11 protein-coding genes are annotated in these 13,046 nt (G+C 68.3%); 7 read left to right on the top strand and 4 right to left on the bottom strand.

Going from position 1 to position 13,046, the window contains the following annotated elements; genetic code table 11:
* Positions 1–141 precede the first annotated feature (141 nt).
* The 3 genes from MMSR116_RS20605 (at position 142) to MMSR116_RS20595 (ending at position 2,312) form a co-directional block, all read left to right on the top strand.
* Positions 142–1,500, top strand: a complete 1,359-nt coding sequence (locus tag MMSR116_RS20605) for a hemolysin family protein (protein ID WP_010685330.1) — start codon at positions 142–144, stop codon at positions 1,498–1,500.
* Positions 1,497–1,700 (top strand): hypothetical protein, encoded by a 204-nt coding sequence (locus tag MMSR116_RS20600; protein ID WP_010685329.1) that lies wholly within the window; start codon positions 1,497–1,499, stop codon positions 1,698–1,700. The genes MMSR116_RS20605 and MMSR116_RS20600 overlap by 4 nt, the downstream gene beginning before the upstream one ends.
* Positions 1,701–2,051: 351 nt before the next feature.
* Positions 2,052–2,312: a hypothetical protein gene (locus MMSR116_RS20595; RefSeq protein WP_010685328.1), complete on the top strand. Its 261-nt coding sequence runs from the start codon at positions 2,052–2,054 to the stop codon at positions 2,310–2,312.
* Positions 2,313–2,416: 104 nt separating this feature from the next.
* Here MMSR116_RS20595 and MMSR116_RS20590 read toward each other — a convergent pair whose 3' ends face one another.
* Together MMSR116_RS20590 and MMSR116_RS20585 are read right to left on the bottom strand one after the other, a co-directional pair.
* Positions 2,417–2,647 carry a hypothetical protein gene (locus tag MMSR116_RS20590; RefSeq protein ID WP_158169073.1) on the bottom strand — a complete coding sequence of 77 codons (231 nt, stop codon included), beginning with the start codon at positions 2,645–2,647 and terminating at the stop codon, positions 2,417–2,419.
* A 185-nt stretch (positions 2,648–2,832) separates the two neighbouring features.
* Positions 2,833–4,053 carry a YbfB/YjiJ family MFS transporter gene (locus MMSR116_RS20585; protein ID WP_039893894.1) on the bottom strand — a complete coding sequence of 407 codons (1,221 nt, stop codon included), beginning with the start codon at positions 4,051–4,053 and terminating at the stop codon, positions 2,833–2,835.
* A gap of 65 nt (positions 4,054–4,118) precedes the next feature.
* Here MMSR116_RS20585 and MMSR116_RS20580 point away from each other — a divergent pair, with 65 nt between their 5' ends.
* Together MMSR116_RS20580 and MMSR116_RS20575 are read left to right on the top strand one after the other, a co-directional pair.
* Positions 4,119–5,003, top strand: a complete 885-nt coding sequence (locus MMSR116_RS20580; RefSeq protein ID WP_039893892.1) for a LysR family transcriptional regulator — start codon at positions 4,119–4,121, stop codon at positions 5,001–5,003.
* Between the two features lie 93 nt (positions 5,004–5,096).
* Positions 5,097–6,077, top strand: coding sequence for a helix-turn-helix domain-containing protein (locus tag MMSR116_RS20575; RefSeq protein ID WP_039893889.1), 981 nt, complete (start codon positions 5,097–5,099; stop codon positions 6,075–6,077).
* A gap of 71 nt (positions 6,078–6,148) precedes the next feature.
* On the opposite strand, the gene MMSR116_RS20570 is transcribed toward MMSR116_RS20575, so the two are convergent.
* The gene (locus MMSR116_RS20570; protein ID WP_010685322.1) at positions 6,149–7,537 is read right to left on the bottom strand and encodes a deoxyribodipyrimidine photo-lyase; all 1,389 of its coding nucleotides are present in this window, start codon (positions 7,535–7,537) and stop codon (positions 6,149–6,151) included.
* 541 nt (positions 7,538–8,078) lie between these two features.
* On the opposite strand from MMSR116_RS20570, the gene MMSR116_RS20565 reads away from it, so the two are divergent.
* Both MMSR116_RS20565 and MMSR116_RS20560 read left to right on the top strand, forming a co-directional pair.
* Complete coding sequence (locus MMSR116_RS20565; protein ID WP_010685321.1) at positions 8,079–9,194, top strand: NHL repeat-containing protein; 1,116 nt, start codon at positions 8,079–8,081, stop codon at positions 9,192–9,194.
* Between the two features lie 363 nt (positions 9,195–9,557).
* Complete coding sequence (locus MMSR116_RS20560; protein WP_010685320.1) at positions 9,558–11,507, top strand: putative bifunctional diguanylate cyclase/phosphodiesterase; 1,950 nt, start codon at positions 9,558–9,560, stop codon at positions 11,505–11,507.
* Between the two features lie 46 nt (positions 11,508–11,553).
* Here the strand turns inward: MMSR116_RS20560 and MMSR116_RS20555 are convergent, their stop codons facing one another.
* Entirely contained in the window at positions 11,554–12,966 is a 1,413-nt protein-coding gene (locus MMSR116_RS20555; protein WP_010685319.1) for a phosphatase PAP2 family protein, read from the bottom strand.
* Positions 12,967–13,046 lie beyond the last annotated feature (80 nt).

Genomic DNA, 13,046 nt, shown 5'->3' with positions numbered 1-13,046 from the left:
GCGGGCGTCAGAGCCGCGGACGACGGGGCGGGCAATCGCTGTCCGCGTCGGCGTTGGAGTGCACGGCTCGTACGTCTATCCGGGGGGCCCCGTGCGTCGGACCGGCGACGCACACGAACCCTTCGCGGAGCAGTGAGCCCTATGTCGGATGAGGCGTGGTCAACAATCCTGGGACTCACCGCCGTCCTCGTCCTCGTCCTCGCCAACGGCTTCTTCGTAGCCGCGGAGTTCGCGCTGGTCTCGGTGCGTCGCAGCCGCGTGGCCGAATTGGTCGCCAACGGACGGATGAACGCGACGGCGCTCCGGCGGGCAACCGATCACCTCGACGCGTATCTCGCGGCCACCCAGCTCGGCATCACGCTGGCATCGCTGGCGCTGGGGTGGATCGGCGAGCCCGCCCTGGCGCACGTGATCGAACCGGCCGTGGCGTGGCTGCCGTCCCCCCTCGAGACGGCCGCCGCGCACAGCATCGCGGTCGTGATCGCCTTCGTGGTCATGACGGCCCTGCACATCGTCCTGGGTGAGTTAGCCCCCAAGAGCCTCGCCCTCCAGCGCAGCGAGCGCACCGCCCTGGCCGTCGTGCGGCCCCTCGGCCTGTTCCTGTTCGTGTTCCGGCCGGCCATCCTGCTTCTGAACGGGCTCGGCAACGGCGTCCTCCGCCTGCTCGGGCTGCAGCCGGGCCATGGCGAGGGGGCCCTGCACTCGACGGCGGAGCTGAAGCTGCTCGTCCAGGCCAGCCAGGAGGCCGGCCTGATCCGGGAGGCGCAACAGGAGGCGGTCGAGCGCATCTTCGCGATCGGCGAAGGTCGGGCACGGGACATCATGACCCCGCGCCACGATGTCGAATGGATCGACCTCACGGAAGACGCGGACGCCGTCCGCGCCGCCATCCGCCGGTGCGACCATGTCCGGATGATCGTGAGCCGGGGCATGATCGACGAAGTGGTCGGCGTCGTCGCCAAACAGGATCTGCTCAATCAGATCCTCGACGGCGAGCCCGTTGACGTGGCGGCCGCCATGCAGCCGCCCACCGTCGTGCCCGAAGGGCTCTCGATCCTCGACCTCCTGGAGATCTTCCGGCGTCAGTCCGTGCGCCTGGCGGTCGTCGTCGATGAGTACGGGACCCTGGAGGGCATCGTCACGCCGATGGACCTGCTCGAAGCCATCGCCGGGGAGATCCCGGAGGATGGCGAGGTGCCGTCCGTGATCGAGTTCCCGGACGGCTCCCTGTCGCTCGACGGCATGATGCCGGCGGCCGAAGGGCTCGACCGTCTGGGTGTCGCGCAGGGTAAGGAGAGCGACGAATTCTCGACCCTCGCGGGATTCGTCGTCTTCCAGCTAGGGCGGATTCCCGTGGCGGGCGACGGCTTCGAGGCCGGCGGCTGGCACTTCGAAGTGAGCGAAATGGCCGGCCACCGCGTTGCCCGTGTGCTGGCCAGCCGCGTCGGAGATCCCCGGTCGGCCCTGGACCAATACGGTCGCGACAGGACGCGCGCATGAGATTCGCCGAACCCCGCCTGTTCGCCCTCGGATTGTCGCTGCTCGCCATTGCCGCGGCCAGCGTCCTCGAATGCGTGATCGGCCTCGATATTTCCGAGACCGCGGTGTTCATCGCCTCGGCCGCAGCCTTTCTTGTCGTCTGGCTCGTCACTAGGGTCATCGACCGGTTCGCGAACCGCGACGTCAGGACCGACGTCTGAGCCGACTTGCGTTGGCAGGCCGTCGCCTCATCAGCGTAAGCCTCCGGTGTGGCACAGAATTCCGCCCCGATTCGATTGCGGCCTTCGTGGAATCCTCTCAGGGGCGGGCGCGATCCGTCCGCAATCCGAGACCGAAACCCGACGCTCCGCCGCCGTGAAGCCGGCGCCTCGACGCTGGCGAGCAACAGAGGCCGCACGCAAGCGGACCCGTTTTAATCCAACGCTTCCCACAAGTTAACTGGAGTATTTAAAATTTTGACTCGACACAAATGATCACCTTATACAGCCACGGAGCCGCCTTTGGCGATCTACGAACGGATGTAATTCTAATCTGTGTAAGGATTGCCCGTCATGATCGAATCAGAAACCGTCGAGAGACTGGAAATTTCCACCCTTCACCGGATTAATACGGAAACGGTGTATCACGTCCGACGGCTCGACACGCAAGGTAAGACCATCCACACCCATTCCATCGTCGCTCTGGATCATGGCGAAGCCCTTGAGCTGGCCTATACTGTGAGCGGACCCGGCCGTGCACAATTGTGGTGCGGCACCGAACTCCTGCACGAGATCGAACCGTTCACGTTCAAGCGGCACCCGGATCCCGATTGACCGGACGGGCTGGCGCTCGACAGGCTTCCACGCCGCGGCAGACCCTCGGAGGACCGGGTCTGACCTGTCGGATCGACTAGACGGAGGCGCGTTCCCGGCAGGGCTCAGGCGGCCGCGAGGCGTTCAGGCACGCACCCGTCCAAGAGCGCGCTTCGGGACCGCCTTCCCAATTCCAGCAGCATGAGATCCGCCAGCAGGGTGAGATCGTTCAAGGCTAGGCCAAGGACGACCTCGCGCAGTTCCATGGCTTTGATGACGGCATCTTCCAGGGCGCCGTCAGGCAGGCGGCGTTCGACGTCATCACTATCGTAAAGCATAGGGTAGCCCTCCATCACTACCTAGAATAGCATCACCTTGGGTTAGCGGATGGTTAAGACCTAACCTATGCGAAGAATTTCAATTCTGACCGGCGAGCGGAATGGTCGTCGGCGCGGCGCCGCGCCCCGGCGAGACCCCGGCGCTCGCCGCATGACCGAGCCGCCCCAAGGCCGTCGGCTTGACGGAAGAGCCGGCCGGCGCGTCACGAGAAGCCCCTGGCTTCGGGGGCGGGCCGAGCATCGCGCCACAGCCAGAGCGCGGACAGGATCAGCAGCAGCGTGGCGACCGCCCCGGTCCAGTCCAGCGCGTTCCAGCCGGCCCAGCGGCCGGACCCGATCGCGCGCACCGATAGCGGGCCGGCGATCTGACCGGCGGCGAAGGCGGCGGTCATCCGGGCGATCAGCGGCGTCGGATCGTCCGGCCGCACCTCGCGCGAAAGTTGCAAGCCCGCCATGGTGGCGACCATGAATGTCCCGCCCACGAGGACCGCCGACGCGGCGATGCCCGCGAGGCTCGGGGCGAACAGCGGCAACGCGGTGCCGAGCGCCATGACGCCCTGTGCCAGGGCCCAGATGCGCTGGCGTGACCCGTGCGGCAACCAGCGCCCCACGGCGGCGACCGACAGGGCGGCGGCCAAGCCGAACAGCGGCCATGTCAGGCCGAAGACCCGGGGATCGGGGGCCAGATCACGCGCCATGGCCGGCAGGAACGTGGCCGGAACGATGTAGCCGAACCCGAAGATGCCGTAGCAGAGCACCAGGGCGCGTTGCCGGTTCGAGCGGACCGGCGCGGCGGCGGCCGACACGCGTTCCGTGATCCCGGGCGCCGTCGTGGCCTGCCCGCGCGACAGGATCCAGACGAGCAGCGCGCCGACGCCCGCCGCCAGCCCCAGCTCAAGCCACAGCGTATCTGCCGCCTGAAGCCCCCCGAGCCAGGTCAACAGGCCGGCCAGCGCGATGCCGAGGCCGACGCCCGTATAGATCCACGTGCCGGCCGGGCCGGCTTGCCGCCGGGCCAGTTCAGTCAGGCACCAGCCGCTCGCGCAGACCAGAGCCCAGGCGCTGAACACGCCGGCGGCGGCGCGCAGCCCGGCGCCGACGACGCGGACGGAGCCGGCCTCGACCGTCGCCATCGCCAGGGTCGTCGCCGCCACGCCGAGCAGACTCACCATCAGGCCGCGGCGCGGGTTTCCGCCGAACCACGAGGCGGTCAGGGCGCCGACGAGGTAGCCGACGTAGTTGGCCGCCGCCCACTCCGCGCCGGCCGCCGGGTTCAAGGTGCCGTCCCGTACCATCAGCGGCAGGAGGGGCGTGAAGGCGAAGCGGCCGATCCCCATGGCGATGGCGAGGGCGACGAGGCCGCTCCCGACGATCGGCCGGATCGTGCGCCGGGGCGTGGCGGAGGCGGGCTGCAGAGTGCTCATCCCGTGCATTGAACATCCGCCGATCGTTGTTGGAAAATGAATTCTCGTGACGTATGGTTCTTGTCATGAGAACGATGGATCTCGACGACCTTCACATCTTCCGCTGCGTGGTGCGTGAAGGCGGCGTGACCCGCGCGGCGGCGCAACTGCACCGAGTGCCCTCCAACGTCACCACCCGGATCAAGCAGTTCGAGGAGCGGCTCGGGGTCGCGCTGTTCCGGCGCCAGGGGCGCAGCCTGACGCTGACGGAAGCCGGCCGCACGCTCCTCGGCCACGCCGAGAAGCTGCTGCAGATGGCCGACGCCGCCGAGCAGGACCTGCGCAGCGGGGTCGTCCGCGGCGCGTTGCGGCTCGGCTCCCTGGAGAGCGCGGCCGGCGCACGGCTGCCGCCCCTCCTCTCGGCCTTCCACGCGCAGTATCCGAACGTCACCCTCGAATTGCGGACCGGCACGACCCGCGCGCTGCTGCATCAGCTGGACCGGTTCGAGGTCGAGGCGGCCTTCGTCTCGGAGCCGTTCGAGCGCCGGAGCCTCTCGTCACGGCCCGCCTTCGACGAGGAACTGGTTCTGATCACCGGACGCGACACGGCGACAATCCGCCAAGCGGCCGAGTTGGGCGGCCGGACGCTGGTCGCGTTCCCGCACGGCTGCTCCTATCGCCAGCGCCTGATCGAGTGGCTGGCCGAGGGCAGCGTATCGCCGGAGCGGGTTCTCGAGATGAGTTCGTACCACGCCATCGTGGCCTGCGTGGCGGCCGGGACCGGGGCAGCCATCGTGCCGGTTGCAGTGCTCGACCACGCGGTGCTGAGCACGGCGGTGAAACGCCACCCTTTGCCGCCGCGCCTGCGCCTCAACCGTACCCATCTCGTCTGGTCCGGCGAAGCCAGCGGCCCGCTGCAGGCCTTCATAACACTGCTTCCCGCCCCGGCCGCCGACGATCGGGCGGCGTGAAGCGAGCGGGCGCCCGGGGCAGCCCTTGATCACGCGGCCGTGAGCAACAGCGCGGTTGCCGATCGCGGTGAACGGGTCCATAGGCCCGGCACGATGAAGACGATCTTCTCAACAGCTGAAGTTCAGTCGAAGGAGCGCTTCCGGAAATGGCGCGAGATCTGCGAAGATCGGCTCGTTCCGATGGCGCAGAACTGTCTGTCCGACGAGCCCTTCGATGCAACGATTGAGGGCGCGAGCGTCGGAAACCTCGCGTTCACGAAATTTTCCCTGCGCAATCTCAGAGCCGCAACGACACCACAAACGCTCCGACACGAGAACAACAAAACGGATTTCTTGTTCATGAGCATCGTGCTCCACGGCACGGTCAGAGCGAGTCAGTACGGTCAATCAACGACGGACAACGCGGGGGATTTCTCAGTCCGCGATACGAACACCCCCTGGACGATCGAGCACAACGGATACAGCGAAGTTCTGGCCATCCAGATCCCGCGGCAGCGGCTGGAGGGCATGTTGGGCTCGACCCGCCGGTTCGCCGGCCTGACCGTGGGCGGCAGCCTGCCGACCACGACGCTCACTTGGTCGTTCCTGCGGAACCTGCTGAGCGTCGGCGATCGGCTGGTGCCGGAGGCGGCGGAGCGCATGGCATCGACGGGAATCGACCTCGTCGCCGCGAGCCTCGCCGAGCGGATGGCGATGGAACCGCCGAAGGCTCTGCACGGGACGCTGATCGTCCAACGGGCCAGGGCTTATGTCGCGGCGCATTTCGGCGACCCCGCCCTCGGTCCGGCGGAAGTCGCGGCCGCGGTGGGCGTATCGCTGCGTCACCTCCAGGCGCTGTTTCGCGAGGACGGGCACAACATCGCCGCCTGGATCTGGCAGCTGCGGCTCGAGAAGGCCGCGCAGCGCCTGTCCGATCCGGCCTGCCTCCATCTCCAGCTCGGCGAAGTGGCGTACCGATGCGGCTTCGCCGATCAAGCGCACTTCTCCCGCCGCTTCCGCGACCGCTACGCCATGAGCCCCCGCGCCTACCGCCACACCGCCGCCCTCTCCCGGGCTGCCGGACTGCAGCCCTGACGCGACCAAGCGTCGGACAGGCCGGTGCCGGGCGGCGGGCCACAGACCGGGTTGGACCTATGGCGCGATCCTCACCCCTCCGCCGCGCAGAGCCTCTCCACCGCCTGCACGTACGACTTGGCGTCGAACTTTTTCAGCGAGTTCTCGCTCTGATAGCGCACCGTGCCGAAGACCGGGCGGTTCTGCCAGGGGCGGTCGTGCAGCCCGTACACCCAGGCGACGTTGGTGAAGGAATTCGGATCGCGCCCGTCGAGGAAGTAGCGGTTGTTGAGCCGGAGCGTGCGGGCGAAGCCCTCCTTGGGCGAGGGGGACCATTCGAGGATCTTCTTGCCCCAGTACATCCGCAGCTGGTTGTGCATGTAGCCGGTCTCGCGCATCTCGCGCATCGCCGCGTTCCAGTAGCGGTCGTGGGTCTCGCCGGCCGCCAGTTGCGCCTCCGAATAGGCGTGGGGACGCTTGTCCTTGGCGTGCTCGGCCAAGGTCTTGCGCGCCCAGTCCGGGACGGCCGTCTCGTAATCGTCGTAGCCCTCCGTGTAGAAGACGTGGTTCATGGCGAGTTCGCGCCGGACGATCAGCTCCTCCAGATAGGCGCTCCGGTCGTCGTCATCGCCGGCCTTGGCCGCCCGCACCGCGAGGGCAATCTCCACCGGCGAGATCTGCCCGAAATGCAGGTAGGGGCTCATGTGCGAGGCGGCGGCGGCCTCCGGCCTGTTCCGCCCGGCGCCGTAGCCGGAGAAGCCGTCCTTCAGGAACGCCTTCAGCCGCTTGCGGGCCTGCGTCTCGCCGCCGACGAAACGCTTCACCGGCCCTACCGCCCGGTCGAGCGTCATCCCGGCCAGGACCGCATCCGGATCGGAGACGTCGACCGCGCTCTTCAGCCCGAGACCGGAGGCGGCGCATTTCGGCTTGCGCGGCTTGAGCTCCGCGACGAACGGGTCCCAGAGCCGGTTCAGCTTCGGCCGCAGGGTCCGCGCGGCGAACTCGTGCTTCTTCGAGGCCATCTCCACCGGCACGACCACGTCGCCCTCGACCTGGACGATCCGGGTCTTCACCGCGCCGGCGATCTCCCGGTACCAGGCCTTCTGGATGGCGAGGTAGCCGCGGTCGAGCACGAGGAGCGCCGCGTCCTTGGCGAGGTCGATGGCGATCCGCGCGGGCGAGGCCTTGCGCATGACGAAGCCGACCCCACGCTTCTCCAGGCCGGCCTTCGCATCCGCGAGCCCCTGGAGCAGGAAGGCGTAATGCCGGGCATTGGCCTCGGGGAAGCCGTTGGCGCCGTCGAGCAGGCCGAAGCAGGCGACCACCGGCAGGTTCAGGCGGTTCGCTTCCTCGATGGCGAATTCGAGGGCCGGGTTGAACGTGGACCGGTTGGCCTGCTGGAGCAGATACAGGACATAGGCCCCGTCGCCGCAGGGCTCGACGTCGTTGAGAACCCGGATCCGCTCACCCTGGATCGCCATGCTCACCCTGATCCTTGCTTTGCGCGACGCGCCGGAAACTTGGCCGGAGAGCTAGAGCGGGCAGCGAATTCGTCTCTCCGCGCCGCCACCCCGCGACGACGCAGTCGAACCGCCGATACGCGGCCGGGATCAACCCAGCAAAGTCGCGTTTCATCAGGGACTTACGCGCAGATCGACAGATTCCCGTCACAGAAATTCAGATTTCAACCCCCGATCGCAGGCTGCGACATTTTCAACACATGCGCGTCTCGACTCGTGCGCGGACGCACAAAAGGACAGGCCTGCTGTCCTGATGCCCTTGTAATTTTTTCCCGAAAGCGCAGATTGTGCAGCGCGGGATGGCGATGGCGTCGTCCTCCCGCTGCCCTTCTTGGGCGTTTCCTCCCTAGACTTCGGGCCGCTCCTTCGGGAGTGGCCTTTTTTCTGTCCGGATGCCGCCGCTTGGCCTCTGTCACCGGAGCCTCGCCTCCCGGGCTGGATCCGCTCGGCCTTCGGCGCCATGCTGGCCGCGAGCGCTGGAACAGGCGCGGGAGGACACGCCATGAGGATCGCCACCGCGCTGTCGGCGCTCGCCTGCCTGCTCGCCCTCGCGGGCCCCGCGCCGGCGGCGGATCCGCCACGGTTCCGGGTCGATGCCGCCTGGCCGAAGCCATTGCCCAACGACTGGATCATGGGCCAGGCCGCGGGCGTCGCCGTGGACGCCCAGGACCATGTCTGGGTGATCCAGCGGCCCCGCACGCTTACCGACGACGAGAAGGCCGCGAGCCTCGATCCGCCCCGGACCAAGTGCTGCAAGCCGGCCCCGCCGGTCCTTGAGTTCGACCCGGACGGCACCCTGCTGCGGAGCTGGGGCGGCCCCGGCGAAGGCTACGACTGGCCGACCAACGAGCACGGCATCCAGATCGACGGCAAAGGTTTCGTCTGGATCGCCGGCAACGGCGATCAGGACGGGCAGCTCCTGAAGTTCACGCCGGACGGCAAGTTCGTCCTTCAGATCGGCAAGTCCGGCCCGCAGACGGACAGCCGCGACACCAGCCGCTTGGGCAAGCCGGCCAACGTCGATTTCGACATGGCCGCCAACGAAGTCTATGTCGCGGACGGCTACTACAATCACCGCATCGTCGTGTTCGACCGCGACACCGGGGCGTTCAAGCGGATGTGGGGCGCCTACGGGACGCCCCCCACCGACGACAAGCTCGGCCCCTACGATCCGGCGGCGGCGCCGGCCCGGCAATTCGCCAACCCGGTCCACTGCGTGCGCATCGCCAAGGACGGGCTGGTCTACGTCTGCGACCGCACCAACGACCGTATCCAGGTCTTCCACAAGGACGGGAGCTACGTGACCGAATTCTTCGTGGAGAAGAACACCCGGGCCAACGGCTCGGTCTGGGAGCTGGCCCTGTGGCCCGACGAGAACCAGACCTATCTGCTCAACGCGGACGGGGCGAACAACGAGATCCGTACCCTCTCGCGCGCCACCGGCGCGGTGGTCGGAGCGTTCGGCCGGAACGGGCGCATGGCGGGCCAGTTCCACTGGGTGCATAACCTCGCCGTCGACTCGAAGGGCAACGTGTTCACCACCGAGGTCGATACCGGCAAGCGGGCGCAGAAGTTCGTGCCGGTGGGCGACGTCGGGCTACCCAACCGATTGCCGTGACGGGCCGGGCGGAGCCGCTCAGGCGGGCTTCCGGATAGACCTGAAACCCGACGGGCCTCTGAACCCGCCGGGACCCCGCTCAGGATCGGCATCGTCCACGCGCTGGCCGTGCGCCGTTGCAAGTACGCCGGCATTCGTCGCACTGCCGTTCAGTCGTTCGATCGGATTGGGACGGGAGGCGCGCCGGAAGATCTTCCCGGCAGTCGAGATCTTGATCGCGATGACAGCGGAGCAGGCGCGGAAGGCCGCATTGGACCATCCAGGGAGCTTCCGGGGCGTGTGACCGGATCGCGGAATACGGAGATCGCAAGCCGTCCTTAACAAACTCACGTCAGGATTGCATCGACTGGATAGATACAGCCGATGATCCGAACGCGTCCTCCGAGCCCGAAGCCGACCGGCACGCCGACGGGATCCGCCGACAGTCTCACGTCCGTCCGCCAGCTTGTGGAGTTGAAGAAGCAGGTTCCCACGCTCTACGGCCTGCTGGTCGTCAATGCCTGCGCGCTCGCCGCGACCCATGCGGCCCTGGCGCCTTGGTTCCTGACCCTCGGAATACCCGGCGCGCTCATTGTCCTCTGCCTCGTGCGGGCGGCACGGTGGTGGAGCTTGCGCCCGGAGACGTTCAGCGAGGCGCAGGCCGGCCGTATGCTGGTGAGGACGACCATCCTGACCGGCCTGTTCTCGGCGGCCTTCGTCGGCTGGGCGACGACCCTCACCCTATACGGCGGCCCCTACGAGCAGGGTCACGTGGCGATCTTCGTGGCCATCACGGTGATCGCCTGCATCTTCTGCCTGACGCATCTGCCGATCGCGGCCCTGCTGGTGACCGGCATCGTCATGAGCGTCTTCCTGTTCTGCTGCGTCACCAGCCAGAACCGCGTGTTCCTGGCGATTGCCGTCAACACCGCCTTCGTGACCGCCGTGATGGTGCGCACCCTCAACAACAACTACCGCGCATTCGTTCAGTTGATCGCCTCGCAGGCCGAGGCGAGCCGCCTGTCGGAGGAGAACGCTCGCCTCGCCCACACGGACAGCCTCACCGGGCTACCCAACCGGCGCTACTTCTTCCAGAAGCTCGACGCGCTGATCCAGACCTCGGCGCAGGACGATGCCCGGTTCGCCCTGGCGATCTTCGACCTCGACCGCTTCAAGCCGATCAACGACACCTACGGGCACATCATCGGGGATCGCGTGCTGGCCGCGACCGGTCGACGCCTCGCCGCGTTCGCGAGCGACGACGTGATCGTCACACGGCTGGGCGGTGACGAATTCGGCGTGCTCGTCCGGTCTCCCGGGCCGCCCGAGGAGATCATCGCCTTCTGCGACGCCATCTGCGCGGCCATGCAGAAGCCGATCCGATTCGGCAACATCCAGGTCGTCACGGGGTGCTCCGGCGGTCTCGCGAAGTATCCGCGAGCCGGGCGCGAGGCCGATGCGCTGTTCGACCGGGCCGACTACGCGCTCTACCACTCGAAGGAACATCGTCGCGGCAAGACGACCCTGTTCTCACAGGAGCACGAGGACGCCATCCGGGCGGAGCGGGCCGTCGAGGCCGCCCTCCGCGCGGCCGACCTCGCCGCCGAGATGGAGATGCATTACCAGCCGATCCTCGATACGCGATCGGGCGAGATCGTTCTGGTGGAGGGTCTCGCGCGCTGGACCAGCCCGACGCTCGGCCGCGTCCCACCGGACCGGTTCGTGGCCGCTGCGGAGCGGTGCGGCATCATCCATAGGGTGACGCTCCTGCTCCTGGGCAAGGCGCTCGTCGACAGCGCGCGGCTGCCGCCCGGCATCGGCCTGTCCTTCAACCTCTCGGCCCACGATCTGGCCTCGCCCGAGACCGTGGTCGCGATCCTCGCCGCGGTGCGCAAGAGCGGCATCGATCCCAAGCGGCTGACGCTCGAACTCACCGAGACCGCGCTGATGCGGGACTTCGATCAGGCCAAGGCGGCGATCACCACCCTGCGCGCCCTTGGGATCCAGATCGCGCTCGACGATTTCGGCACGGGCTATTCGAGCCTGGGGTACGTCCACAGCCTGCCTCTGGACAAGATCAAGATCGACCGCAGCTTCATGGCCGACATCGAGACCGATATCGGCCGCAGCCTCGTCTCGACGATCTTGAACCTGTGCCAGAATCTCGGCCTCGACGGGATCGCCGAGGGCATCGAGACCGAGGAGCAGCTGGAGGCGGCGCGACGGCTGGGCTGCCGATACGTCCAGGGCTACCTTCTGAGCAGGCCGATGCCGATCGCCGACCTGCTCCCGAAGCTGCAGGTCGGGCGCGTTCCGGAGCGCCTGAGCGCCTGATACCTCGTCCGGCCGAACGGAACGGCGTGATGCCTGTGCGCCACCCTCAGCGCGTGGCGGTGGCTCCCGCCCGGCTCGCTGCCAGGGCCGCGGCCTTGCCGCCGGCGGTGTAGAGGTCGAGCCGCGCGTAGATCCCGAAGGCCGAGCCGTCGTCGAGGAAGCCGCCGCCGGGACCGAGGGTCTCGGTCAGGATGGCGTTCGCCTCGTCGAGCGTGAGCGCCGGAAACGCGGCGGTCAGCAGGTTGCCGGCCTCCGGCGCGAGCGCGCCGACATCCGGCCGGCCATCGACGGTCTTCGCGTGCACCACCGGCAGGCCGTACGTCTGGGTCGACGCGTAGAAGGCCGCGTTGGCGGCCGGGTCCTTGAACCGGCCCGTATCCTTGGCCGCACAGGACGCCACCGTGTCGCCGCAGCCGGCCGCGAGCGCCTCGCCCATCGCCGCGCGGGCGGCCCGCAGGAGGGCCCGGTAATCCGTCACGCCCACGCTCTTGTCGGCCTCGGCCGCGGCCTTGTCGAGCACCGCCGGGTTCGTGCGGATCTGGCCGACATAGGCCGGGTCGTTGGCCAGCAGATGCGCCAGGGCGTGCAGCGAGGTCGCCCGCCCGCCCAGCACGTCCATGGCGTAGTGCGCCCCGACGATGATCCGGTCGTTGCCGTACTCGGCGGCCCGGGCGACCATCTGCTGGTAGCGCTCGGGGACGAGGAGCGCGAGCAGCATCGACTCGGTGTAGCCGTAGGTGGTGTGCCCGCTCGGATAGGACGGGCTGTTCATGAGATCCTGCTTGGGCCCGCGCAGCCAGTCGAGGCTGTGCGAGGCGTCGCCGAAGAAGTCGGCACCGCGATAGGCCTGGAGGTGCGGCAGGGTCTGGAACGGCCGCGCGTCGCCGAAGGCGTCCGAGCCCGGGCTGCCCGCCAGCCGTCCGTAGGCTCGGCCGAACACATCGGTCACGGCCCCGTCGCCGAGGATGGCAGCGGCCTCAGGCGAGACCGGGTGCTTGCCGTTGGTGGTGGCGTTGGCGAAGAAGTACTTGCCGGAATTCGAATCCGACTTGGTGACGTTGTTGGTGTAGCCGATCAGGTCGGCGATCGCCGGCGCGACGCTGGTGAAGGTCTTGTAGTCGCTGTAGCTCGCCTTGGCCTGGTAGGCGGCGGCGAGCGCGGTCCCGAGGCCGTCCGCGAGCCCGCTGGCGTTGCCGTCGGTGATGAAGCAGTCCCGCAGCGCCAGCTGCTGCTGCTCGGGGAACGGCAGCAGGTTCGGCTGCTTCTGGGCGCCGGACTGGATGTCGCCGGTCACCCGCAGGTTGGCGTCGAGGGCCGCCCGCCCCTCGGGCGTACCCGGAAGGCGCGCCACCGGCGCCAGCCCGCGCAGGGCGGTGAGGTTGGCCGGCGATTGCGCGAGCGCCGGAAGGGGCAGCGCGGCCCCGAGCAGCGCCAGCCCGATTCTCAACATCCCGTCCATGCGGCCCTCCCCTCCCCGTCGCGCCAGGACCCAGGCCTGATGCGCGCGTGCAGCGAAGCGCTACCACTTCGGCGAAGCGC

The organism is Methylobacterium mesophilicum SR1.6/6, from assembly GCF_000364445.2.
GTDB lineage: Bacteria > Pseudomonadota > Alphaproteobacteria > Rhizobiales > Beijerinckiaceae > Methylobacterium > Methylobacterium mesophilicum_A.
The sequence above is the reverse complement of the archived record's forward strand: the minus strand, read 5'-3'. Positions and strand labels throughout refer to the sequence as shown.

Coding starts and splice junctions, on each gene's coding strand:
- MMSR116_RS20575 (WP_039893889.1), top strand. CDS start 5,097: ATGAAGACGATCTTCTCAACAGCTGAAGTTCAGTCGAAGGAGCGCTTC.
- MMSR116_RS20580 (WP_039893892.1), top strand. CDS start 4,119: ATGAGAACGATGGATCTCGACGACCTTCACATCTTCCGCTGCGTGGTG.
- MMSR116_RS20560 (WP_010685320.1), top strand. CDS start 9,558: ATGATCCGAACGCGTCCTCCGAGCCCGAAGCCGACCGGCACGCCGACG.
- MMSR116_RS20570 (WP_010685322.1), bottom strand. CDS start 7,537: ATGGCGATCCAGGGTGAGCGGATCCGGGTTCTCAACGACGTCGAGCCC.
- MMSR116_RS20585 (WP_039893894.1), bottom strand. CDS start 4,053: ATGAGCACTCTGCAGCCCGCCTCCGCCACGCCCCGGCGCACGATCCGG.
- MMSR116_RS20605 (WP_010685330.1), top strand. CDS start 142: ATGTCGGATGAGGCGTGGTCAACAATCCTGGGACTCACCGCCGTCCTC.
- MMSR116_RS20600 (WP_010685329.1), top strand. CDS start 1,497: ATGAGATTCGCCGAACCCCGCCTGTTCGCCCTCGGATTGTCGCTGCTC.
- MMSR116_RS20595 (WP_010685328.1), top strand. CDS start 2,052: ATGATCGAATCAGAAACCGTCGAGAGACTGGAAATTTCCACCCTTCAC.
- MMSR116_RS20555 (WP_010685319.1), bottom strand. CDS start 12,966: ATGGACGGGATGTTGAGAATCGGGCTGGCGCTGCTCGGGGCCGCGCTG.
- MMSR116_RS20565 (WP_010685321.1), top strand. CDS start 8,079: ATGAGGATCGCCACCGCGCTGTCGGCGCTCGCCTGCCTGCTCGCCCTC.